Source organism: Candidatus Symbiopectobacterium sp. NZEC151, assembly GCF_025962655.1.
Lineage (GTDB): Bacteria > Pseudomonadota > Gammaproteobacteria > Enterobacterales > Enterobacteriaceae > Symbiopectobacterium.
Window position 1 is genome coordinate 780,549 of record NZ_JAGFPE010000001.1, and the last position, 21,217, is coordinate 801,765.

At 51.4% G+C, this 21,217-nt stretch carries 21 protein-coding genes and 1 other annotated feature; of the genes, 9 read left to right on the forward strand and 12 right to left on the reverse strand.

Going from position 1 to position 21,217, the window contains the following annotated elements:
* The first annotated feature begins 407 nt into the window (after positions 1 to 407).
* The 8 genes from thrS (at position 408) to ihfA (ending at position 7,681) form a co-directional block, all read left to right on the forward strand.
* Entirely contained in the window at positions 408 to 2,336 is a 1,929-nt protein-coding gene (gene thrS / locus J5067_RS03580; protein ID WP_264642492.1) for a threonine--tRNA ligase, read from the forward strand.
* Positions 2,337 to 2,339: 3 nt separating this feature from the next.
* Positions 2,340 to 2,882, forward strand: a complete 543-nt coding sequence (gene infC, locus J5067_RS03585; RefSeq protein ID WP_222161056.1) for a translation initiation factor IF-3 — start codon at positions 2,340 to 2,342, stop codon at positions 2,880 to 2,882.
* Between the two features lie 97 nt (positions 2,883 to 2,979).
* Positions 2,980 to 3,177, forward strand: a complete 198-nt coding sequence (gene rpmI / locus J5067_RS03590; RefSeq protein ID WP_222160781.1) for a 50S ribosomal protein L35 — start codon at positions 2,980 to 2,982, stop codon at positions 3,175 to 3,177.
* Between the two features lie 42 nt (positions 3,178 to 3,219).
* Positions 3,220 to 3,576 (forward strand): 50S ribosomal protein L20, encoded by a 357-nt coding sequence (gene rplT / locus J5067_RS03595; RefSeq protein WP_009112987.1) that lies wholly within the window; start codon positions 3,220 to 3,222, stop codon positions 3,574 to 3,576.
* 237 nt (positions 3,577 to 3,813) lie between these two features.
* Positions 3,814 to 3,938: a sequence feature (Phe leader region), on the forward strand.
* Positions 3,819 to 3,863, forward strand: a complete 45-nt coding sequence (gene pheM, locus J5067_RS03600; RefSeq protein ID WP_195313495.1) for a pheST operon leader peptide PheM — start codon at positions 3,819 to 3,821, stop codon at positions 3,861 to 3,863. It overlaps the preceding feature by 45 nt.
* 55 nt (positions 3,939 to 3,993) lie before the next feature.
* Positions 3,994 to 4,977, forward strand: a complete 984-nt coding sequence (gene pheS, locus J5067_RS03605) for a phenylalanine--tRNA ligase subunit alpha (RefSeq protein WP_264642493.1) — start codon at positions 3,994 to 3,996, stop codon at positions 4,975 to 4,977.
* A gap of 15 nt (positions 4,978 to 4,992) precedes the next feature.
* Positions 4,993 to 7,380, forward strand: coding sequence for a phenylalanine--tRNA ligase subunit beta (gene pheT / locus J5067_RS03610; protein WP_264650453.1), 2,388 nt, complete (start codon positions 4,993 to 4,995; stop codon positions 7,378 to 7,380).
* A 4-nt stretch (positions 7,381 to 7,384) separates the two neighbouring features.
* Positions 7,385 to 7,681, forward strand: coding sequence for an integration host factor subunit alpha (ihfA, locus tag J5067_RS03615; RefSeq protein WP_009112984.1), 297 nt, complete (start codon positions 7,385 to 7,387; stop codon positions 7,679 to 7,681).
* A 30-nt stretch (positions 7,682 to 7,711) separates the two neighbouring features.
* Here ihfA and J5067_RS03620 read toward each other — a convergent pair whose 3' ends face one another.
* The 4 genes from J5067_RS03620 to nadE all read right to left on the reverse strand — a co-directional run bounded on the left by J5067_RS03620 (position 7,712) and on the right by nadE (position 11,872).
* Positions 7,712 to 8,122: a nitrous oxide-stimulated promoter family protein gene (locus tag J5067_RS03620; RefSeq protein ID WP_264642495.1), complete on the reverse strand. Its 411-nt coding sequence runs from the start codon at positions 8,120 to 8,122 to the stop codon at positions 7,712 to 7,714.
* Between the two features lie 159 nt (positions 8,123 to 8,281).
* Positions 8,282 to 10,000 (reverse strand): ABC transporter ATP-binding protein, encoded by a 1,719-nt coding sequence (locus J5067_RS03625; RefSeq protein ID WP_264650454.1) that lies wholly within the window; start codon positions 9,998 to 10,000, stop codon positions 8,282 to 8,284.
* A 79-nt stretch (positions 10,001 to 10,079) separates the two neighbouring features.
* Positions 10,080 to 10,970: an aromatic amino acid DMT transporter YddG gene (gene yddG / locus J5067_RS03630; RefSeq protein WP_264650840.1), complete on the reverse strand. Its 891-nt coding sequence runs from the start codon at positions 10,968 to 10,970 to the stop codon at positions 10,080 to 10,082.
* 77 nt (positions 10,971 to 11,047) lie between these two features.
* The gene (gene nadE / locus J5067_RS03635; protein WP_264650455.1) at positions 11,048 to 11,872 is read right to left on the reverse strand and encodes an ammonia-dependent NAD(+) synthetase; all 825 of its coding nucleotides are present in this window, start codon (positions 11,870 to 11,872) and stop codon (positions 11,048 to 11,050) included.
* Between the two features lie 226 nt (positions 11,873 to 12,098).
* On the opposite strand from nadE, the gene osmE reads away from it, so the two are divergent.
* Positions 12,099 to 12,431 carry an osmotically-inducible lipoprotein OsmE gene (gene osmE / locus J5067_RS03640; RefSeq protein ID WP_264642498.1) on the forward strand — a complete coding sequence of 111 codons (333 nt, stop codon included), beginning with the start codon at positions 12,099 to 12,101 and terminating at the stop codon, positions 12,429 to 12,431.
* A gap of 92 nt (positions 12,432 to 12,523) precedes the next feature.
* On the opposite strand, the gene J5067_RS03645 is transcribed toward osmE, so the two are convergent.
* From J5067_RS03645 to J5067_RS03680, 8 genes are all read right to left on the reverse strand, one after another.
* Positions 12,524 to 13,924: an L-cystine transporter gene (locus J5067_RS03645; RefSeq protein ID WP_264650456.1), complete on the reverse strand. Its 1,401-nt coding sequence runs from the start codon at positions 13,922 to 13,924 to the stop codon at positions 12,524 to 12,526.
* A 122-nt stretch (positions 13,925 to 14,046) separates the two neighbouring features.
* Complete coding sequence (locus tag J5067_RS03650; protein ID WP_264650457.1) at positions 14,047 to 14,622, reverse strand: metal-dependent hydrolase; 576 nt, start codon at positions 14,620 to 14,622, stop codon at positions 14,047 to 14,049.
* A 91-nt stretch (positions 14,623 to 14,713) separates the two neighbouring features.
* Positions 14,714 to 15,670, reverse strand: coding sequence for a pectin acetylesterase PaeX (gene paeX, locus J5067_RS03655; RefSeq protein WP_264650458.1), 957 nt, complete (start codon positions 15,668 to 15,670; stop codon positions 14,714 to 14,716).
* Between the two features lie 326 nt (positions 15,671 to 15,996).
* Entirely contained in the window at positions 15,997 to 16,713 is a 717-nt protein-coding gene (locus J5067_RS03660; protein ID WP_264650459.1) for an oligogalacturonate-specific porin KdgM family protein, read from the reverse strand.
* A 248-nt stretch (positions 16,714 to 16,961) separates the two neighbouring features.
* Positions 16,962 to 18,251: an ABC transporter substrate-binding protein gene (locus J5067_RS03665; RefSeq protein WP_264642503.1), complete on the reverse strand. Its 1,290-nt coding sequence runs from the start codon at positions 18,249 to 18,251 to the stop codon at positions 16,962 to 16,964.
* Between the two features lie 15 nt (positions 18,252 to 18,266).
* On the reverse strand, positions 18,267 to 19,394 hold the full coding sequence (locus J5067_RS03670; RefSeq protein ID WP_264642504.1) for an ABC transporter ATP-binding protein: 1,128 nt from the start codon (positions 19,392 to 19,394) through the stop codon (positions 18,267 to 18,269).
* Between the two features lie 13 nt (positions 19,395 to 19,407).
* A complete protein-coding gene (locus J5067_RS03675) occupies positions 19,408 to 20,313 on the reverse strand; it encodes a carbohydrate ABC transporter permease (protein WP_264625477.1) in 906 nt (301 codons plus the stop codon).
* Complete coding sequence (locus J5067_RS03680) at positions 20,306 to 21,196, reverse strand: carbohydrate ABC transporter permease (protein ID WP_195313325.1); 891 nt, start codon at positions 21,194 to 21,196, stop codon at positions 20,306 to 20,308. The genes J5067_RS03675 and J5067_RS03680 overlap by 8 nt, the downstream gene beginning before the upstream one ends.
* Positions 21,197 to 21,217 lie beyond the last annotated feature (21 nt).

Sequence of the window (21,217 nt, forward strand, 5' to 3'; positions counted from 1 at the left end):
ATGTGCAAAGGAATCTGTCTGTTGGGGCCAATTTCAGGCACCAATAGTGGAGGAAGGTTACCGCTGACTTTAGTTAAATAAAGTGTTCTGCTTAACAAAACGACGTCATGACCATGATAATTGTAGGGCAATTTGTGATCGGTAAGACAAACGGGTATCGGTGAGCGGGAAAAATGCGGTTATTCCACACGCTAACGGACGCGGTAAGTGACTGGTTCATGCCCGCTAATGGTGGTAGCATAAAGTTTGTCACTCATCCCACGCCTCGTGGGATTTTGATTTTTGTGCCAGGTGTACCAATTTAACGACGGTTGGTTAGATGGTTACACAATGTTTTGAAAACTAAATGAATTCATTTTCGTATGTGATCTTTCGTGCGGGTCACCACTGCGAATAAGGGAACTAGAATGCCTGTTATTACGCTTCCTGATGGAAGTCAGCGTCAATACGATCGTGCCGTTTCTCCTCTTGATGTGGCACTGGATATTGGTCCGGGTCTGGCGAAAGCCTGTATCGCGGGCCGGGTCAACGGTGAACTGGTTGATGCCAGCGATCTGATCGACTCTGATGCGCAATTGGCGATTATTACCGCCAAGGACCAAGAGGGGCTGGAGATCCTGCGCCACTCTTGTGCGCATCTGTTGGGACACGCCATCAAGCAACTGTGGCCGGATACCAAAATGGCGATCGGCCCGGTCATTGATAATGGTTTTTACTATGACGTTGATTTGGATCGCACGCTGACGCAGGAAGATATCGATCTGCTTGAAAAGCGCATGCATGAGCTGGCCGACAAAGATTACGACGTCATCAAGAAAAAGGTCAGTTGGCAGGAAGCGCGTGATGCCTTCGCCGCGCGCGGCGAGACCTATAAGGTCGCCATTCTGGATGAGAACATCAGCCACGACGATCGTCCCGGCCTGTATCACCACGAAGAATATGTCGACATGTGCCGTGGTCCGCATGTGCCCAATATGCGTTTCTGCCACCATTTCAAATTGCAGAAAACCTCGGGTGCCTACTGGCGCGGCGACAGCAAAAACAAAATGTTGCAGCGTATCTACGGTACCGCCTGGGCAGATAAAAAGCAGTTGGGTGCCTATTTGCAGCGTCTGGAAGAAGCCTCCAAGCGCGATCACCGCAAAATCGGCAAACAGCTCGACCTGTACCATATGCAGGAAGAAGCGCCGGGCATGGTGTTCTGGCACAACGACGGCTGGACGGTATTCCGCGAACTGGAAGCCTTTGTGCGCATGAAGCTCAAAGAGTACCAGTATCAGGAAGTGAAAGGGCCCTTTATGATGGACCGCGTGCTGTGGGAAAAAACCGGGCACTGGGAAAACTACAAAGAAGCCATGTTCACCACCTCGTCAGAGAACCGGGAATATTGCATCAAGCCGATGAACTGCCCGGGGCATGTGCAGATCTTTAATCAGGGTTTGAAATCATACCGTGATTTGCCGCTGCGCATGGCCGAATTCGGCAGCTGCCACCGTAACGAACCGTCGGGCTCCCTGCACGGGTTGATGCGTGTGCGCGGGTTTACGCAGGATGACGCCCATATCTTCTGTACCGAAGAACAGGTGCGTGCCGAAGTGAATAGCTGCATCAAGATGGTGTACGACATGTACAGCACCTTCGGCTTTGAAAAAATTGTGGTTAAACTTTCCACTCGCCCTGAAAAGCGCATCGGCAGCGATGAGATGTGGGATCGCGCTGAGCACGATTTGGCGGCGGCGCTGACCGAGAACGACATTCCGTTTGATTATCAGCCGGGTGAAGGGGCGTTCTATGGTCCGAAAATTGAATTTACTTTGCACGATTGTTTGGATCGCGCCTGGCAATGTGGTACGGTGCAGCTCGACTTTTCACTGCCGGGCCGTTTAAACGCCTCTTATGTGGGCGAAAGCAACGAGCGTCAGGTGCCGGTGATGATTCACCGCGCCATCTTGGGGTCCATGGAGCGCTTCATCGGTATTCTTACCGAGGAGTTCGCCGGATTCTTCCCAACCTGGTTGGCACCGGTGCAAGCTGTGGTGATGAATATCACCGACGGACAGTCCGAATATGTCAGTGAATTGACACGAAAACTGCAAGATGCAGGCATTCGTGTAAAAGCGGACTTGAGAAATGAGAAAATAGGCTTTAAAATCCGCGAGCACACTTTACGACGTGTTCCCTATATGCTTGTTTGCGGTGATAAAGAGGTGGAAGCGGGCAAAGTGGCCGTTCGCACCCGTCGCGGCAAAGATTTGGGAAGCATCGACGTTAACGAAGTGATCAAGCAGCTGCAACAAGAAATTCGCAGCCGTAGTCTTCATCAGTTGGAGGAATAAGGTATAAAAGGCGGAAAACGAGTTCAACCGGCGCGTCCTAATCGCATCAATAGAGAAATTCGCGCGCAAGAGGTACGTCTAACAGGCGTCGATGGCGAGCAGATTGGCATTGTCAGTCTGAATGAAGCGTTAGAGAAAGCCGAGGAAGCAGGTGTTGATTTAGTTGAAATCAGTCCTAACGCCGAGCCGCCGGTTTGCCGAATCATGGATTACGGCAAGTTCCTCTACGAGAAGAGTAAGGCCACCAAGGAACAGAAGAAGAAACAGAAAGTTATCCAGGTTAAGGAAATCAAATTCCGTCCTGGTACCGATGATGGCGACTATCAGGTCAAACTACGCAACCTGATTCGCTTTCTGGAAGACGGTGACAAGGCCAAAATCACTCTGCGTTTTCGTGGACGTGAAATGGCGCACCAACAGATTGGTATCGAAGTGCTTAACCGCGTTCGTGACGATCTGAGTGAACTGGCAGTGGTCGAATCCTTCCCTACGAAGATCGAAGGCCGCCAGATGATCATGGTGCTCGCACCGAAGAAGAAACAGTAAGGCATTCAAGTAATAGAACCCGTGCGGTGTCCGCATCGCGCGGGTTTTGTTCGCCTTAGCTGATTCGTTATATCAACAATGCGAAGTGGAAATTAACATGCCAAAAATCAAAACAGTACGTGGCGCCGCTAAACGCTTTAAAAAGACCGCCAAAGGTGGTTTTAAGCGTAAGCATGCTAACCTGCGTCATATTCTGACCAAAAAAGCGACTAAACGTAAACGTCATCTGCGTCCGAAGGGTATGGTCTCCAAAGGAGATCTGGGCCTCGTTATCGCATGTCTGCCGTACGCATAAGTAACCTTTTTGAATCAAGAATAAGACTTTAGGAGAGAGCATATGGCTCGCGTAAAACGTGGTGTGGTTGCTCGTGCACGTCACAAGAAAATTCTGAAACAAGCGAAAGGTTACTACGGTGCCCGTTCGCGCGTTTATCGTGTTGCCTTCCAGGCAGTAATCAAAGCTGGTCAGTACGCTTACCGCGACCGTCGTCAACGTAAACGTCAATTCCGCCAGCTGTGGATTGCACGTATCAATGCAGCAGCTCGCCAAAATGGCTTGTCTTACAGCAAATTCATCAATGGCCTGAAAAAAGCCTCTGTTGAAATCGACCGTAAGATCCTGGCTGATATCGCCGTATTCGACAAAGTGGCATTCTCTGCACTGGTTGAAAAAGCGAAAGCAGCCCTGGCGTAAGCCAGTGGAAAGAGGGAGCGCTGCTCCCTCTTTTCGTTTAGGGAGACGCCAGTGTGTCCTGACTGTCACAGTGAGCGATATCCATAACGGTTGTGATTGACTTTTTATTCGCGCCGATTTCCAATAAGACAGTACTGTTGGTAGTAACATTTTTACCGTAAACGTGTCCGCCAGTAATGCTATTGGCGATAAACATCGACACTGGTGACGCGCAAGCGTATTGACATTAAGGTAACGCAAGTATGACTACTGCTATTTTCCGTTTCTTTTTTTACTTTAGCACCTGATCTCAGGAGGCTTTGCGCGTAAGAAAAGAAACGAAAAATAGCGCTTGAAGCCTCCCGCCGGGAGGCTTTTTTGTTTGCGTTTGGTTCTAATCATGATAACTGGCCATACAGGCAGAAGAAGAGGAATGCAATGCCACATCTCGCAGAGCTGGTAGCGAATGCCAGAACAGCCATAGACGCGGCTCAGGATATTGCGACGCTGGACAATGTGCGTGTCGAATACCTGGGCAAAAAGGGGCATTTGACCCTGCAAATGACATCGCTACGCGATTTGCCCGCAGATGAACGCCCTGCGGCGGGTGCGGTCATCAACCAGGCGAAGCAGGATGTGCAAGAAGCGCTGAACGTCCGCAAACAAACGTTGGAGTCGGCGGTGCTGAACGCCCGTCTGGCCGAAGAAACCATCGATGTTTCCCTGCCGGGACGCACCATGGAAAACGGCGGTTTGCATCCGGTCACGCGCACCATCGATCGTATCGAAACTTTCTTCGGTGAATTGGGTTTCTCGGTTGCCACCGGGCCGGAAATCGAAGATGCCTATTACAACTTCGATGCCTTAAATATTCCGGGGCATCACCCGGCGCGCGCTGACCATGATACCTTCTGGTTTGATGCCACGCGTTTGCTGCGTACCCAAACGTCCGGGGTGCAAATTCGCACCATGGAAAAACAGCAGCCGCCGATCCGCATTATCGCGCCAGGCCGCGTCTATCGTAACGACTACGACCAAACCCACACGCCGATGTTCCATCAAATGGAAGGGCTGATCGTGGATAAAAACATCAGCTTTACCAACCTGAAAGGCACGCTGCACGATTTCCTGCGTAACTTCTTCGAAGAAGATTTGCAGGTACGTTTCCGCCCATCCTATTTCCCGTTTACTGAACCGTCCGCAGAAGTGGATGTGATGGGTAAAAACGGCAAATGGCTGGAAGTGTTAGGCTGCGGCATGGTGCACCCTAACGTATTGCGTAACGTGGGCATCGATCCGGAAGTGTACTCCGGTTTCGCGTTTGGCATGGGGATGGAGCGTCTGACCATGTTGCGCTATGGCGTAACCGATTTGCGCGCATTCTTCGAAAACGATCTTCGCTTCCTCAAACAGTTTAAGTAAGGCGGGTACAGTATTATGAAATTCAGTGAACATTGGCTGCGCGAGTGGGTTAACCCGGCGATCAGCAGTGACGAACTGTCAGAACAGATTACCATGGCCGGCCTGGAAGTGGATGGCGTTGAGGCAGTTGCCGGGGCGTTTCATGGTGTAGTGGTCGGTGAAGTGGTCGAATGCGGACAGCATCCCAATGCCGATAAGCTGCGCGTCACCAAAGTCAACGTGGGCGGTGAGCGTCTGCTGGACATCGTGTGTGGCGCACCCAACTGTCGTCAGGGGCTGCGCGTGGCTGTTGCCACCATTGGTGCCGTACTGCCGGGCGATTTCAACATCAAGGCGGCCAAGCTGCGCGGTGAACCCTCTGAAGGGATGTTGTGCTCGTTCTCCGAGCTGGGCATTTCTGAAGACCACAGCGGAATTATTGAACTGCCGCACGATGCGCCGATCGGTACCGATATTCGCGCCTATCTGGGGCTGGATGATAACGCCATCGAAATCAGCGTAACGCCCAACCGCGCCGACTGCCTGAGCATCATTGGCGTGGCCCGCGATGTTGCGGTGCTGAACCAACTGCCGTTGACGGCACTGGACATTACGCCAGTTGCGGCAACGATTTCTGACACCTTTCCGATTCGGGTCGACGCGTCTGACGCCTGTCCGCGCTATCTGGGTCGGGTGGTGAAGGGTATCGATGTGAAGGCGGCAACGCCGCTGTGGATGCGCGAAAAGTTGCGTCGTTGCGGTATCCGCTCTATTGATGCGGTGGTGGATGTGACCAACTACGTACTGCTGGAGTTAGGGCAGCCGATGCATGCTTTCGATCTGGACCGTCTGGACGGCGGTATTGTGGTGCGTCTGGCGCAGGAAGGCGAAACCCTGACGCTGCTGGATGGTAATCAAGCCACGCTGAATGCAGACACTCTGGTGATTGCCGATCACAGTAAAGCGCTGGCAATGGGCGGTATTTTCGGCGGTGAACACTCTGGCGTTAACGGTGAAACTTGCAACGTACTGTTTGAGTGCGCCTATTTCAATCCTTTGGCAATTACCGGGCGTGCCCGTCGTCACGGCTTGCATACCGATGCGTCGCACCGTTACGAGCGCGGTGTCGATCCGGCGTTGCAGCACAAAGCGATGGAACGTGCGACCCAATTGCTGCTGAGCATTTGCGGTGGTCAGGCCGGGCCAGTGATCGATGTGACCAATGAGGCACACTTGCCGGCACGCGCTACGATTACGCTGCGCAGAGAAAAACTGGACCGTTTGATTGGGCATGTGGTTTCAGACGAACAGGTGAGCGATATCCTGACTCGCCTCGGTTGCAGCGTGGCTCGTACCGAGGCAGGCTGGACCGCAGTAGCACCGAGCTGGCGTTTTGACATGGAGATCGAAGAGGATTTGGTGGAAGAGGTTGCCCGTGTTTACGGCTACAACAATATTCCCAATATCCCGACCCACGCGCCGCTCACCATGACATCGCACCGTGAAGCGGCACTTTCGCTCAAGCGCGTGAAAACCTTGCTGGTTGACCGCGGCTATCAGGAAGCGATCACCTACAGCTTTGTCGATCCTAAAATACAATCGCTGATCCATCCTGGTGAAGAAGCATTGATTCTGCCAAGCCCGATCTCCACGGAAATGTCAGCAATGCGTCTGTCGCTGTGGAGCGGTTTGCTCGGCGCGGTGGTTTATAACCAAAACCGCCAGCAGAGCCGCCTGCGTCTCTTTGAAAGCGGTTTAAGATTCGTTCCTGATAGTCAGGATAAACTCGGTATTCGTCAGGATGTTATGTTAGCTGGCGTGATTACCGGGAATCGCTATGATGAACATTGGGATCTGGCGCGTCAGACGGTTGACTTCTATGATCTTAAAGGTGATTTGGAAGCGTTGTTGTCACTGACGGGTAAACTTTCGGAAATTGAGTTCAAAGCCGAATCGCATCCGGCGTTGCACCCGGGCCAGAGCGCAGCGATTTATCTGGCAGGGGAAGCGGTTGGTTTCATTGGTGTAATCCATCCGGAGCTGGAACGCAAACTGGATCTTAATGGCCGTACTGTGGTGTTCGAATTGAGCTGGAACAAGGTCGCAGACCGCGTGGTTCCTGATGCGAGCGAGATTTCTCGCTACCCGTCAAACCGTCGCGACATCGCGGTTGTGGTAGCAGAAAACGTTTCGGCAGGCGAAGTTTTGTCAGAATGTAAGAAAGTTGGCGCAAATCAGTTAGTTGGCGTAAACTTGTTTGACGTGTACCGAGGCAAGGGCGTGGAAGAAGGGTATAAGAGCCTGGCGATCAGTCTGGTATTGCAAGATACCTCTCGTACACTGGCAGAAGAGGATATTGCCGCTACCGTATCACAATGCGTAGAGGCACTAAAACAGCGATTCCAAGCATCCTTGAGGGATTGAACCTATGGCGCTTACTAAAGCTGAAATGTCAGAATACCTGTTTGAAAAGCTCGGGCTGAGTAAACGGGATGCCAAAGAACTCGTCGAACTTTTTTTTGAAGAAGTTCGCCGCGCTCTGGAAAATGGTGAGCAGGTAAAGTTATCGGGGTTTGGTAATTTCGACCTGCGCGATAAGAACCAACGGCCGGGACGTAACCCTAAAACGGGTGAAGATATTCCGATTACGGCGCGCCGGGTGGTCACCTTCCGTCCAGGGCAAAAGCTCAAAAGCAGAGTCGAGAACGCCTCTCCCAAAGAGTAGTTCTTACATGCGATTCACAAAAAGGCCGCGTCAGCGGCCTTTTTTTACGCCGCGATCCGGGCTGGCAGTCTGCGGTTGGCGCACCCGCGTCGTGGGTTCCTGACGCGGCGTATGCGCCGGTACCGGGCGGTGGTCATCAATTAAATGGCGTATCGCCAGAATAGGGTGGTGCAACAACATTCTTGGCCCCGACCAGCGCATAATGGCGCGAATCTGTTCGCGTTTGGCGGGTTGATAGCAGTGGATCGGGCAATGCTTGCAGGCTGGTTTCTCTTCGCCAAACTGACAGCGCTCAAGGCGATTGGTGGCATAGGCAGAAAGGTGCTGATAGCGATCGCCATCCTCCGCGTCTGTGGGATGGTGCTTTTCATACAGGTCTATCATCAGCAGAACGGTGCGCAGTTCTCGCAGACGATATTTTCCCATTGGTTTTCGTGCCACGGTTCGTCTCTCATCCCGTTACCTTTATTGGTGTATTTTAAATGCATTTTATTGGGTAAGAAACCATGAATGTCAAAAATGCGGGGAAAAAAGGGAGTAGACAGAAAAAAGGCGAGAGACAACGCTCTCGCCTGAGTATCACGGCCTATCGATCAGGCGTTACGCTTGACCAAACTGGGCCTGATGCAGATGGGCATAGCTGCCGCTGTTATTGAGCAGAGCCTGATGACTGCCTTGTTCAATAATTCGGCCCTCATCCACCACCACGATACGATCGGCGTTCTGAATGGTCGCCAGACGGTGTGCGATCACCAGCGTAGTGCGTCCGCTTGATAACTCGCTCAGCGATTGCTGAATCGCCTGTTCGGTTGCCGTGTCCAACGCGGAGGTGGCCTCGTCCAAAATCAGAATCGGTGGGTTTTTCAGGAAAATCCGTGCAATCGATAAACGCTGTTTCTGCCCACCGGAGAGTTTCACTCCCCGTTCCCCCACCACGGTATTCAATCCGTCTGGCAGGGTGGCAATCAGTTCATCGAGCTTGGCGCGCTGAGCGGCGTGCATCACTTCTTCATCGCTTGCGCCCAGTTTACCGTAAGCGATGTTTTCCCGAATAGTGCCACCAAATAAGAAGACATCCTGCTGCACGATACCGATCTGGTGGCGCAGTGACGCTTGCGTCATGTTGCGGATATCGATCCCGTCGATGGTGATAGCACCCGCGTTTAAATCGTAGAAACGAGGTAACAGAGAACACAACGTGGTTTTCCCCGCTCCTGATGGACCAACGAATGCCACGGTTTCTCCCGCATGGATAGCGAGGGTGATGTCATGCAGCGTCGGCCTTTCTGGCGTGTAGCCAAAGCTAACGCGTTCGAAGCGGATATCGCCCTTGAGGTGCGTAACGGCACGTGCATCGGGGGCATCTTTGATGTCAGGCACCGTATCGATCAATTGGGTGAAGCGCTTGAACCCGGCAATCCCTTTCGGATAGCTCTCCAATACCGACGTTATCTTGGCAACCGGACGGAAGAACACTTCAATCAGCAACAGGAAACCAATAAAGCCACCGTAAGACAGTTCACCTTGAATCACATACCAAATGCCCGCCAGCATGATGATCAGTTGAATCAGGCGCGTGCTGAGATAGCTCAGCGTCAGGCTCGCGGTCATGATGCGGTAAGCTTGCAGTTTGATGGTGCGATAGTTCTCATTGTCCTGCGCGAACAGCGCTTTTTCATGAGACTCATTGGCAAACGCCTTCACCACGCGGATCCCGCCGATGCTCTCTTCAATGCGCGCATTAAAGTTGCCGACCTGGCCAAACAGACGGCGCCAGGTGTCGGTCATCTGCGCACCGTAGCGACTGACCAGATAAGTCATGAACGGCACAATGACCACGGTAATCATCGCCAGAGGCAGGTGTACGGTAGCCATCAGGATAAAGGCACCAATAAAGGTCATGATGGCAAGGAACAGATCTTCCGGACCGTGGTGGGCTACTTCGCCAACCTCTTCAAGATCTTTGGTCACATGGGCGATGATATGTCCGGTTTTCATATTATCGAAATAGCGGAATGGCAGGTTTTGCAGATGGTCAAAAGCCTGACGACGCATATCGGTCTCGATCCCGACGCCCAGCGCATGTCCCCAGTAGTTGACGATGGCCATCAGCGCAGTATTGAGCAGGTAGACCAGCAGCAAGGCAACCGAGGCGAGTAAAATGAGCGACCAATCCTGAGCCGGTAACAGCTTGTCGATGAAGGCCTTGATAGCCATCGGGAAACCAAGCTCAAGTAAACCGGCGATGATGGCACAGCCAAAATCAAGAACGAACAGCCCCTTGTAGGGGGCATAGTAAGCAAAAAAACGCTTTAACATACAATACGATGAAATGAGTTAAATAAATGTGAAACGCACTATAACAGGTATTGCCCGCTGAAGGGAGCGCGATAAAACCCTACTGTTTTTGTGTCTCTCGCGTTGCCCACCAACAGACCAATGAGCCCAACGTAATCATGGCGACACCCTGCCAAAAGGCCACATCGGGCACCGTATGCAACCACAGGGCGGCCAGCAGCGTTGAGAACACCGGCGTGAAATATGACGCGGTGGCGAGCAGTGTCATGTTGCCGCGCTGAATACCGGTATTCCATGCAGAATAGGCGACGGCTGTCGATGCTCCCATAAACAGCAGTTCCAGCCCGGTGGTAACGGAAAATGCCATCGGCGGCCTAGTGGAGGCCGCGTATTGAATCCACAGCACAATGCTGACCGCGAGGAAGAACAGGGTATTGCCACTTTTGCCCCGCGCGAGCCGCTTGGTGATATTGCAATACAGCGCCCAGGAAATGGCCGCGGCGAAGGCCAGGCCGTAGGCCAGCGGGTTGGTCAGAATGTTTTGCCACATCACTAATGGCGACCAGTGACTTTCGCCTTTCATCATCCAGACGATGCCGACCAGCGCGAGCGCGACCCCAATCCATAGCCCAAGGCTGCTTTTTTGTTGATTGATAAAAACCGCGAACAGCAGTGTGAGGCTGGGCCAAAGATAATTGATCATGCCCATTTCCATCGCCTGTACGCGATTAGCAGCGAAACCGATGGAGAGCGATAAAAAGATTTCGTAACAGACGAAAAGTAATCCACCACCGAACAAATAGCCTTTGGAAAAACCGCGTAGAGAGGGGAATCCGGAGAACAGCACCAGACAGAGCGTACAGGTGCTGTATACCATCGCCGCCCCTCCGACAGGGCCGAGGGCTTCGGTTAAACTGCGTAACAGGCCGACAGAAGTACTCCAGAGCAGAATGGCTAACAGGCCTGCCAGCGTGGCGCGTTGTGGGGTCATATCCATGTTGATTATCATTGTTCCAAAAGAAAACGGATGCCGTTTGTGGCATCCGTGCAGCCTCTACTGCCTGCCTATCAGTGCCAGAAATCGTCAAATACAGTAACCGGAGGACGGCGCTTGTGTTCGGTCTTTTTATACCAGTTTTCGATAATGGCAGCGCGATCGGCGTCGATCGTTTTTCCTTCCAGATAGTCATCAATCTCGTTATAGGTGACGCCAAGGGCGGTTTCATCAGGCAAAGAAGGGCGATTCTCTTCCAGATCGGCTGTCGGGGCTTTGGTATACAGGTGCTGCGGACAGCCAAGTACCTTCAGCAGCGCTTTTCCTTGCCGTTTATTTAAACGAAAAATAGGATTGATATCCGTGCCGCCGTCGCCGTATTTGGTAAAGAACCCGGTGACGGCTTCTGCCGCATGGTCGGTGCCGACCACCAGACCCGCGTTCATGCCCGCAATGCTGTATTGCGCTTTCATGCGCTCGCGCGCCTTTTCGTTGCCTTTGACAAAATCAGACAGCGTCACGCCGATGGCCGCCAGGGTGGCTTCACTCGCTTCGACGGCGGGCTTGATATTAACCGTTAACACGCTGTCCGGTTGGATGAAGGCGATGGCATCCTGGCAATCGGCTTCATCCGCCTGAATGCCATAAGGCAAGCGTACCGCGATAAACTGATAACGCGTATCGCCGGTTTCGCTGCGTAACTCATTGATGGCGGTCTGGCACAGTTTGCCGGTCAACGTGGAGTCCTGCCCTCCGCTGATCCCCAGCACTAACGAACGAATGAAGGGATTGGCCTTAAGATAATTCTTTAAAAAATCAATGCTGATGCGAATCTCGGCATTGGGATCGACAGTAGGCTTAACACCCAGTGCCTGGATGATCTCTTGCTGCAATGACATGATGGCCCCCTTCCTGAACCTGTTGATACTGCAAAATAATTATCTTGATGGGTAGAGTGTAAAGCTAATCGCCGTGAAGAAAAAGGACAAGCCGTGCGCGCGTATTTTTACTTTTTTTGGTGCAAAAAAGGTCATCGGGACCAAAAACGTAGTCGACTGATGATTTGAAAAATTGCAGCGGGCGATCTAGCCTTGTCAGTGACCCATTAATGAATGAGGTAATAACATGAAAAATAATCAACTACTGATATGTCTTGGTGCTGCGGGGGCTATCCTTCTCTCTGGGTGTTCAGCCTATAATCGTGCAGAAAGCAGTTTTACTGAGCCGGTGGTTAAAGAGGTGAAGGCCGGACAGACCAAACAGCAAGTGCGGCAAGTTGCTGGCGCGCCTGCGTCAGAAGTGCGGTTGAAAAATGCCAGAGGCACCTGCTTTAACTACCTGTTGAAAAACCGTGATGGCACGGCGCAGAACTATTTTGTAAGTTTCAACGACCGTGGACAAGTGTTGAACAAAGGTTTCCAAAGCTGCGAAGCCTATGACACCAATCCCCAACGGTAATCGCGTTGTGCGCGTATTGCCGTTTGCATAAACAAAAAACCGGCAGGGTAGACCTGCCGGTTTTTTTATGCCTGAACCAACTCGCCTTTGTGTCAGGCGTGAGAGGTGTTCAGCGATGACTCATCATCGGCCGCGAAACGCGCCTTGTCCGTTTGTTTCAGTAACTGACTGGTCACCGTACCTGCGGTCATTGAACCGCTCACATTGAGCGCGGTACGCCCCATATCAATCAACGGCTCGATAGAGATCAGCAGCGCGACAAGCGTTACCGGCAATCCCATGGCGGGCAGAACGATCAATGCAGCGAAGGTTGCACCGCCGCCCACGCCGGCGACGCCGGCAGAACTGATGGTGACGATACCCACCAGCGTGGCAATCCACACCGGATCCAGCGGGTTAATGCCGACCGTCGGAGCAACCATCACGGCTAGCATGGCAGGATAGAGCCCGGCACAGCCGTTTTGCCCAATGGTGGTGCCAAAGGAGGCAGCAAAGCTGGCGATGGATTCCGGCACGCCGATGCGGCGCGTTTGCGCTTCAATGCTGAGCGGAATGGTGGCTGCGCTCGAACGGCTGGTAAACGCAAAGCTCAGCACCGGAGCGATTTTGCGAAAGAAGCGCAGTGGGTTGATGCCCGTTGTCGCCAACAGTAGGCCATGCACCACAAACATGATGCCAAGGCCGAGGTAGGAGGCGATGACAAAGCTGCCCAGCTTGATGATATCCTGCAAATTCGACGTCGCGACCATTTTGGTCATCAGCGCCAACACACCGTAGGGTGTCAGCTTCATCACCAGGCGAACCAACTTCATCACCCAGGATTGCAGCGTATCGATCGCCGCCAAGACGCGTTCACCCTTGGCAGCATCATCGCGATGCAGTTGCAGCGCCGCAATACCGAGCAGGGCGGCGAAAATCACCGTACTGATAATTGAGGTGGGGTTAGCGCCAGTCAGCTCAGCAAACGGGTTTTTGGGGATAAACGACAATATCAACTGCGGCACATTGAGATCGGACACTTTGCCCGCATAGTTACTCTCAATGGCGCTGAGACGCGCGGTTTCCTGCGCACCTTGCACCAGCCCTGAGGCACTAAGGCCAAACAGCAGGGTAACCAACACGCCGATCAGCGCTGCGATCAGGGTGGTTAACAGCAGGGTGCCCAGCGTCAATACGCTGATTTTACCCAACGCCGACGCATTGTGAAGCTTGGCAACCGAATTGAGGATTGAAACGAAAACCAGCGGCATAACAATCATTTGCAACAGTTGAACGTAACCGTTCCCCACGATGTTAAACCAGGCAACGGAAGCCTTGATGACCGGATTGTTGCCGCCATACACCAGATGCAGCGCGAAGCCGAACAGCACGCCGATCACCAGACCGAGCAGAACCTTTTTCGCCAGACTCCACGTCGGGTTACGGCTGGCATGAGCAAGCAGGACGATCAACGCCAAAAAAACGATAATATTAGCCAATAGCGCAACGGACATACCGTCTCCTCCCTAAAAATGAAAACGGGCGCTAGGATAACAGCTCCTTATGGCTTTCGTTATACCAATCCGACGTATCTTTTGCCTAAAACGTATAGCGTTTACGGTTTTAATGAGGAGCACTAGCGGAGCAGTTGGCTGAATTGACTGCGGGCGGAATCATACCAGCGGCAGGCCTGCTCATAGCCGTAACAGGCGCCCGCGCGCGGCGAGTGGTACAGCGAAAAGCCAATCAACGCCAGACAAAGCACCCGCTCAAGCTGGTTGCCTTTCTGGCTGTTGATCAGCGGCAAGCGAAAGCGCCAGCGGCAGGGCCACAACAAGGGCACACCGGCCGAGGTCAACATATCGGCCATGATGTGGCTGAGATAGCCAATCAGCATGGCGTGGTAGGCATCGGTGGGGATGGGCCAATCGGCAGGCAATTGCAGACGGATAAAACAGATGACTGCCACAATGGCCAGCAAACTGTGGGTGAAACCACGGTGCCCAAAGGCGCGGGCGACTGGTGTGGAAATCCAGCGTAAACGTTGACCCAACACGGATTTGGGGTGATCAATATCTGGCAGCAACGCGGTCAGCAGCGCGCCCGGAATGATATGCCACCAATCTCCGCTCGCCAGCGCTGGCGTGAGCTCTGCGTTTTTGGCAAAAATAGCGCAGGCGACGGAGAATAGCAGATGTCCTTCCGCAGTCATGGGGTTTCTCAGTGAACTGTTATTTTATCCAGTATAGAGAAATATTCCCCGCTGCGGAAGTTGTGACGGCGTAACTATTTATGTCTTGTGGTTATTTCTTGCTGCTGGTGCTGTCAACGGGCAATGCACTGATCCAGGCATGAACCAGTTGCGGCCAGACAGCGACGGGCAACCCCGTGGTGCCGCGAATGCCAAAACCGTGTTTGCCCTTTTCAAACAGGTGCATTTCCACCGGAATATCTTTCGTCTTCAGTGCAGAAAACATCACCATGCTGTTCTCAACCGAGACTGACGGATCGTCCACGGCATGCACCAAAAACGTTGGCGGGGTTTGCGTATTGACATGCTGATCCGGTGAATAGCGCACGATGCCCGCGTCGTCAGGATGCTGTCCCAGCAGCTGTTTGCGCGAGCCGGTGTGACCAATATCATCGCGCATGGAAATCACCGGATACATCAGTACCATAAAGTCAGGGCGTGCGCTCAGGCGGTCGATATCATCCTGCGCTGGCGTTACTGCACGGTCAAATTGGGTGCCCAGGCTGGCTGCCACGTGCCCACCGGCGGAGAATCCCATAACACCGATGCGCTGCGGATTGAGCTTCCAGTTGGCGGCCTGTGCCCGCAACGTGCGCAACGCGCGCTGCGCATCCGCCAGAGGCGCCTCTGCGCCCTCTTTGTGGCCTTCTCCCGGCATGCGGTAGGTCATGACGAACAAGGTATAACCTTGTGCGTTGAAGTAGGGGGCCAGATCGCTGCCTTCTTTATCCAATACCACGCGTTGATAAGATCCACCCGGGGTGACCAGAATGGCCACGCCATTGGGTTTTTCTGGCGCATAGACGGTGATTTCCGGGGCTCTTATTCCGGTGGCTGCGCGATCGCGCAGTGTTGGGTCCTTACTGCGTTCTACCACCTCGGGTTTGGCCGATGAGGTTGCTGCTCCCGGTGCTTCACCCTGTGGCCAGACAGGAAACGTGGTGTTGGCAAAACTGATTCCAGACATTGACACTAATAAAGCTCCGGCAATAAGAGAACGCGAAATCATAGTCTATTACTCGCAACAAAGTCATTAGGGAAGGAGTGAGCTAGCATGGAGAATTGGAGAGGAAAAAAAAAGGGTATTCATCACATCGGAGAGAAAACGAACACCCTAAAAACCACAAAAATATATATCAAGAAATAACGTTCATACACGAAGAGGGTAATTCAGACACAGAATACATAAACTAAAGCTAACTATCGCAATGCTAAAACTACTGCTGTACAGCTAAGGCAAACACATAAAAAAGGGATATTCCGGAACGCTATCACACTTTGTTAACCTGAATATCCCTGAACGGCTTTTGCCTGACTTTTAATCGTTAATCACGATTAGAAGCTATATTGAACACCTACGCGGAAACGGGTCTGGCGGTGATCAGATTTACCATCCTGTGCCACGTTACCGATAGCGGTATACGGCTTCCAGTTTTTATCCCATTTGTAGGACAGTTTTACGTCGTGTTCCAGTTTCCATGTTTCTTTGTCAAACTGGAAGTTTTGATACTGGTTGGATTTTTTATAATCCATTTCGTAATCAACCTGCCAATCTTTCAGGAATTTATAAGAAAGCACACCGGTGATGTTGTAGCCGGTTTCATCGGTTTGCTTACCTTTTTGCCCGATGTTGTTGCTGTTACGTTTGTAGTAAGGACGATAGCGCAGTGAATAAGACAAGTCGTTGGTGATATTCACTTTACCGCGCAGGTAAGGGCGGTAGTTGTTGGAGTCAGAACTTGAATCTAAAGAGAAACCAGGTTCGATAGACCAGGTTTTATCAAAGTTGTAGACATAGCTGGCAACGACTTCAGTACCGTTACTTACAGTTTCGCTGAACGGACGGTTCGGCGTAGTATCATTCTTATGCTGTCTCCATTTGGCTTCAACAGAGAGACCAAAACCATTGGCAAAACGGTTAGATATTGACAAGCGGTCTTTATGATCGGCGCTTGGGGTATCTTGCATTTCATGACGATAATCAATTGTGACTGCCATTGCGTTGACGCTAACGAGCGAAGCCACGGCCAGAGCTAATAATTTTAATTTCATTTTATTATTTCCCATCGAGTAATAACATTTATGCTAAAAGACGCATTTGTGCTTATTGGAACAAGTTCTATTTTATTTATTCTCAAATTCTATTTTGTGATCCGGATCGGCTTGAGTAACAAAAAGTAAAATAGGGTTTCAAAATGTGAACTTGATCGGCGGGGAAATAAAGTGTGTTTCAATTAAAATGAAAAAATCCCTGCCATGCAGGATGACAGGGATTTAAAGTGTATATTACATAAACACTATTACTTCATTGCACGTTTCAAAATACGCTCAGATTGACGCTGGAAGTATTTAGCCGCTTCATCAACCGTTTTCTGGCCGTAGTCGATAGACTGAATGGTATCACCAAACAGCGCTACGATTTGCGGGTCATCAAAGTACGGAGATACACCGATTTCGTGCGGTAATGTCAATGCCTGATTCAAGCCCGCGACCGCGTTGGAATCATCTTTGATGACGCCATCGCTACGCAGTTGTGCTACAGCTGCCTTGCTCAACGGTACGCCACGTTCCAGACCCAGCGCTTGAACACCTTCTTTGCTGTTCAGCAGGAAGTTGATCAGCATTGCAGCTTCTTTCGGGTGTTTAGACGATTTACCGATAGAGAGCATCTGGGCCGGTTTGAAGAACAGGCCTGCGTCTTTAGCACCTGGCAGCATCGGGTAGTTACCCAACGTCAGCTTGGCTGGCGGTTGCAGGTTATCAGAGTACTTGGTAATGGTGGAGTTCCACATGTAAGTACCCGCCCATTCGCCGGTAATCCACGGCTTCATTTCATACATGTTGCTCTTGCCGAAAGACGCGTAGTACTTCAGGTCCGGCATCACGTGGCCATCAACCAGTTTTTTGTACATACCGAAGAAGTCAGCCCACTGCGCATCGTTGTAGGCAAATTTCTGGGTTTTCACGTCGATAGCAGGAATGCCGTACTTCTGTACCATGTAAGAGTTCAGCAGCGCCAGCGTATCCTGGTGCTCCATGATGACAGGGTAGTACTGGCTGCCCAGTTTTTCTTTGAACACTTTACCGGCGTTCAGCAATTCATCCCAGGTTTTCGGGTATTCCAGACCTGCTTTTGCCCAGGTATCGGTGTTGTAGTAGAACACACGTGCAGTCACGGAGATCGGAATACCGTTCAGTTTGCCGTCAACCGTGGTGTTGTTCAGTTCTTTTTGTTCGAACTGAGCCAGATCGATAACCCCTTTCTGTTTGTTCAGATCGTAGAAACCGTCACCGCTCTTAGAGAAAATCGGCAGCCAGTTCCAGTTGGTCTGCATCACGTCAGGCTCGGTGTTACCGGCGATCTGTGTGGTCAAACGTGCCAGGTGGCCGTCCCAACCGGTGTATTCCGCTTTAACGGTGATGTTCGGATTTGCCTTCTGGAAATCCTCAATCGCTTTCAGCGTCTGTTGGTGACGACCGTTGCCGCCCCACCAGGACATACGCAGTTCAACGTTATCCGCTGCGAAAGATTGATGCGCCAGCAATGCCAGAGATGAGGCTATCAACGTGTGTAGGATCGCTTTTTTCATCGGTAACTACTCCTGTTAAAGAGAGATATTTTGTTCTGTTTTTGCATCAAAGATATGGCACTTATCCATATCAAACTTAAAGAACACCTGACGGTTCAGGCCATTCTTAATAATCAATCGTGCATCCTCGGAAGGAATACGACTGGTTATCTCAAAGCCATCAACCTTTATGTACATAAAGAATTCATGACCCATATTCTCTACGCGCACCAGTTCGCCGACAGAGTGGTTGTCTTCAAACGGTGCATCAGAGACTGACACATATTCAGGGCGCACGCCGAAGAAGATGTCCTGTGTCAGGTGAGAGCGGACTTTATCCTGCTGTGCCGTATTCAAGGGCAGGGTATAACCCCCTACGTGCAGAGCAATCTGACCGTTAGTTTCAACCAGTTTGCCCGGTTTAATGTTCATTTCCGGCGCGCCGATAAAGCCTGCCACGAACATGTTTTTCGGATAGTGATACAGGTTATCCGGCGTATCCACCTGCATGATGTGACCCAGTTTCATCACGCAGATACGGTCGCCCATGGTCATGGCTTCGGTCTGGTCGTGGGTAACGTAGACGCTGGTTGCTGGCTTGCCGCTTTTCTTCAACTGCTTGTGCAGGTCAGAAATACGGATACGCATCGAGGCACGCAGTTTGGCATCCAGGTTAGACAAGGGTTCGTCGAACAGGAACACGTCTGGTTTTTTCACAATCGCACGGCCTACGGCTACACGCTGTGCCTGACCACCGGACAGCTGACGCGGCAGACGGTCCATCAGGTCTTCCAGCTCCAGGATTTTGGCGGCTTCGTTAACCTGTTCTTCAATCTTCTCTTTCGGCAATTTCGCCAGTTTCAGACCGAATGCCAGGTTCTCACGCACTGTCATGTGCGGGTAGAGGGCATAGTTCTGGAACACCATCGCGATACCGCGATCTTTGGGTACCAGGTTGTTTACGATGCGTTCACCGATACGAACTTCACCGCCACTGATGGTTTCCAGACCTGCCAGCATACGCAGGGTAGTGGACTTGGCACAGCCGGACGGTCCAACGATAACCATGAACTCACCGTCTTTGATGGTCAGATCGATACCGTGAACTGCTTTGAAACCGTTGGAGTAAACTTTTTCCAGTTTGTTGAAAACTACTTCAGCCATGATAAATCCTCTATTAACCTTTAATTCCGCTGCTGGTCACGCCCTGAACAAAGTAGCGCTGTGCCAAGAAGAAAATGATGATGGATGGCAGGATCGAAATGCTTGCCATTGCTAAGATTTCGTTCCAGGGTGCGCCTTCTGTTACGTCGATGGACATTTTCAGAGCCAACGCAATCGGGTATTTATCCACGCTGTAGACATAGATCAGCGGGCCGATAAAGTCGTTCATGGACCACATGAACTGGAACAATGCGACAGAGATGATGGCCGGTTTCAGAATCGGCGTAACCACATACCACAACACCTGCCAGGAGTTACAGCCGTCAATCTGTGCTGCTTCTTCCATATCACGCGGTACACCGCGCAGGAACTGAATCAACATGAAGACGAAGAACCCTTGGGTTGCAAATGCACAAGGCAAATACAACGGCATGTAGCTGTTCAGCATGCCCATTTCACGGAACATGATGTACTGAGGAATCAACAGTACGGTGCTGGGCAGCAACATGGTAGCGATCAAGGTCCCAAACCAGAAGTTTTTCCAAGGAATCTCGAAGCGGGCAAAGCCGTAAGCCACGATAACCGAGGAGATAATGGTCAGGATCACTTTCGGGATTACAAACTTGAAGGTGTTCAGCATGTAATGACCGAAGTTGTACTCTGTACCGGTTTTCCAGCCGTTGACGAAGCCGTCACTGGTCGGGTTGTCCGGGAACAGTCCCAGCGTAGTAAAGATTTCATGGTTCGGTTTGAACGATGCAGAGAACATCCACGCCAGTGGATACAGCATCAACAGACCGACGAATAACAACACAACATAGCGTACAGCCGCATTCATTTTTTCTTTACGCAACGTACGACGAACTTCTGCTTCTGCGAGGGCTTGCGCCGATGACAGATTGGAATGGATATCAGCCATTTTTTCCTCCTTTATCGGCGGAGTAGAACACCCAGTATTTAGACGATTTAAACGATATTGATGCGAACACAGCGACAACCAGGAACAGTACCCATGCTAACGCTGCCCCGTAGCCCATATCGAAATACTTGAACGCCGTATCGTAGATGTAGAGCGAGAACAGATAGGTGTAGTGCGTCGGGCCACCACCGGTAATAACGTACGGCGCGGTAAACTCCTGGAACGCCTGCGTGGTCTGCATGATGAAGTTGAAGAAAATAACCGGTGTAATCAACGGTACGGTCACTTTCAGGAACATCTGCCATTTAGACGCACCATCGATCATTGCGGCTTCGTACTGCGATTGCGGTACGTTCTGCAATGCGGCCAGGAAGATAACCATCGCGGAACCGAACTGCCATACGCGCAGCAGTGTTACCGACATCAGCGCCAGTGAAGGTTCGCCCAGCCAGTTGATAGCGTCGAAACCGAATACGGCAAGGAAGCTGTTCAACAGACCGTCGATGGCGAACAGGGCACGCCACAGTACGGCAATGGCTACGCTACTACCGAGAATAGACGGTACATAGTAAGCAGTACGGAAGAACCCGATACCACGCAATTTGAAATTGAGCACAAATGCAATCAGCAGTGCGAAAATCAATTTCAACGGAATGGTCAGGAATACATAGGCAAAGGTAACCCACAGAGATTTCCAGAAGAGGTCATCTTCCAGGAACATCCGGTGATAGTTTTCCAAACCCGTAAACTCAGGTGGATTCATCAGATCATATTCAGTAAAACTGAGCACAAACGATGAAATAAAGGGGAAAGCGGTAAAAACTATCAACCCTATTATATAAGGGGAGATATAGGCTAGCCCCAGCCTTTTGTTTTCATTCATAATGCTTACCTACTTAGTAAT

What these genes read in the sequence shown, in the direction of transcription:
- thrS (WP_264642492.1), top strand. Translation starts at nt 408, where the DNA reads ATGCCTGTTATTACGCTTCCTGATGGAAGTCAGCGTCAATACGATCGT.
- rpmI (WP_222160781.1), top strand. Translation starts at nt 2,980, where the DNA reads ATGCCAAAAATCAAAACAGTACGTGGCGCCGCTAAACGCTTTAAAAAG.
- pheS (WP_264642493.1), top strand. Translation starts at nt 3,994, where the DNA reads ATGCCACATCTCGCAGAGCTGGTAGCGAATGCCAGAACAGCCATAGAC.
- osmE (WP_264642498.1), top strand. Translation starts at nt 12,099, where the DNA reads ATGAAAAATAATCAACTACTGATATGTCTTGGTGCTGCGGGGGCTATC.
- paeX (WP_264650458.1), bottom strand. Translation starts at nt 15,670, where the DNA reads ATGATTTCGCGTTCTCTTATTGCCGGAGCTTTATTAGTGTCAATGTCT.
- J5067_RS03675 (WP_264625477.1), bottom strand. Translation starts at nt 20,313, where the DNA reads ATGGCTGATATCCATTCCAATCTGTCATCGGCGCAAGCCCTCGCAGAA.
- pheT (WP_264650453.1), top strand. Translation starts at nt 4,993, where the DNA reads ATGAAATTCAGTGAACATTGGCTGCGCGAGTGGGTTAACCCGGCGATC.
- J5067_RS03670 (WP_264642504.1), bottom strand. Translation starts at nt 19,394, where the DNA reads ATGGCTGAAGTAGTTTTCAACAAACTGGAAAAAGTTTACTCCAACGGT.
- J5067_RS03645 (WP_264650456.1), bottom strand. Translation starts at nt 13,924, where the DNA reads ATGTCCGTTGCGCTATTGGCTAATATTATCGTTTTTTTGGCGTTGATC.
- J5067_RS03650 (WP_264650457.1), bottom strand. Translation starts at nt 14,622, where the DNA reads ATGACTGCGGAAGGACATCTGCTATTCTCCGTCGCCTGCGCTATTTTT.
- J5067_RS03625 (WP_264650454.1), bottom strand. Translation starts at nt 10,000, where the DNA reads ATGTTAAAGCGTTTTTTTGCTTACTATGCCCCCTACAAGGGGCTGTTC.
- J5067_RS03665 (WP_264642503.1), bottom strand. Translation starts at nt 18,251, where the DNA reads ATGAAAAAAGCGATCCTACACACGTTGATAGCCTCATCTCTGGCATTG.
- J5067_RS03660 (WP_264650459.1), bottom strand. Translation starts at nt 16,713, where the DNA reads ATGAAATTAAAATTATTAGCTCTGGCCGTGGCTTCGCTCGTTAGCGTC.
- ihfA (WP_009112984.1), top strand. Translation starts at nt 7,385, where the DNA reads ATGGCGCTTACTAAAGCTGAAATGTCAGAATACCTGTTTGAAAAGCTC.
- nadE (WP_264650455.1), bottom strand. Translation starts at nt 11,872, where the DNA reads ATGTCATTGCAGCAAGAGATCATCCAGGCACTGGGTGTTAAGCCTACT.
- yddG (WP_264650840.1), bottom strand. Translation starts at nt 10,970, where the DNA reads ATGACCCCACAACGCGCCACGCTGGCAGGCCTGTTAGCCATTCTGCTC.
- rplT (WP_009112987.1), top strand. Translation starts at nt 3,220, where the DNA reads ATGGCTCGCGTAAAACGTGGTGTGGTTGCTCGTGCACGTCACAAGAAA.
- J5067_RS03680 (WP_195313325.1), bottom strand. Translation starts at nt 21,196, where the DNA reads ATGAATGAAAACAAAAGGCTGGGGCTAGCCTATATCTCCCCTTATATA.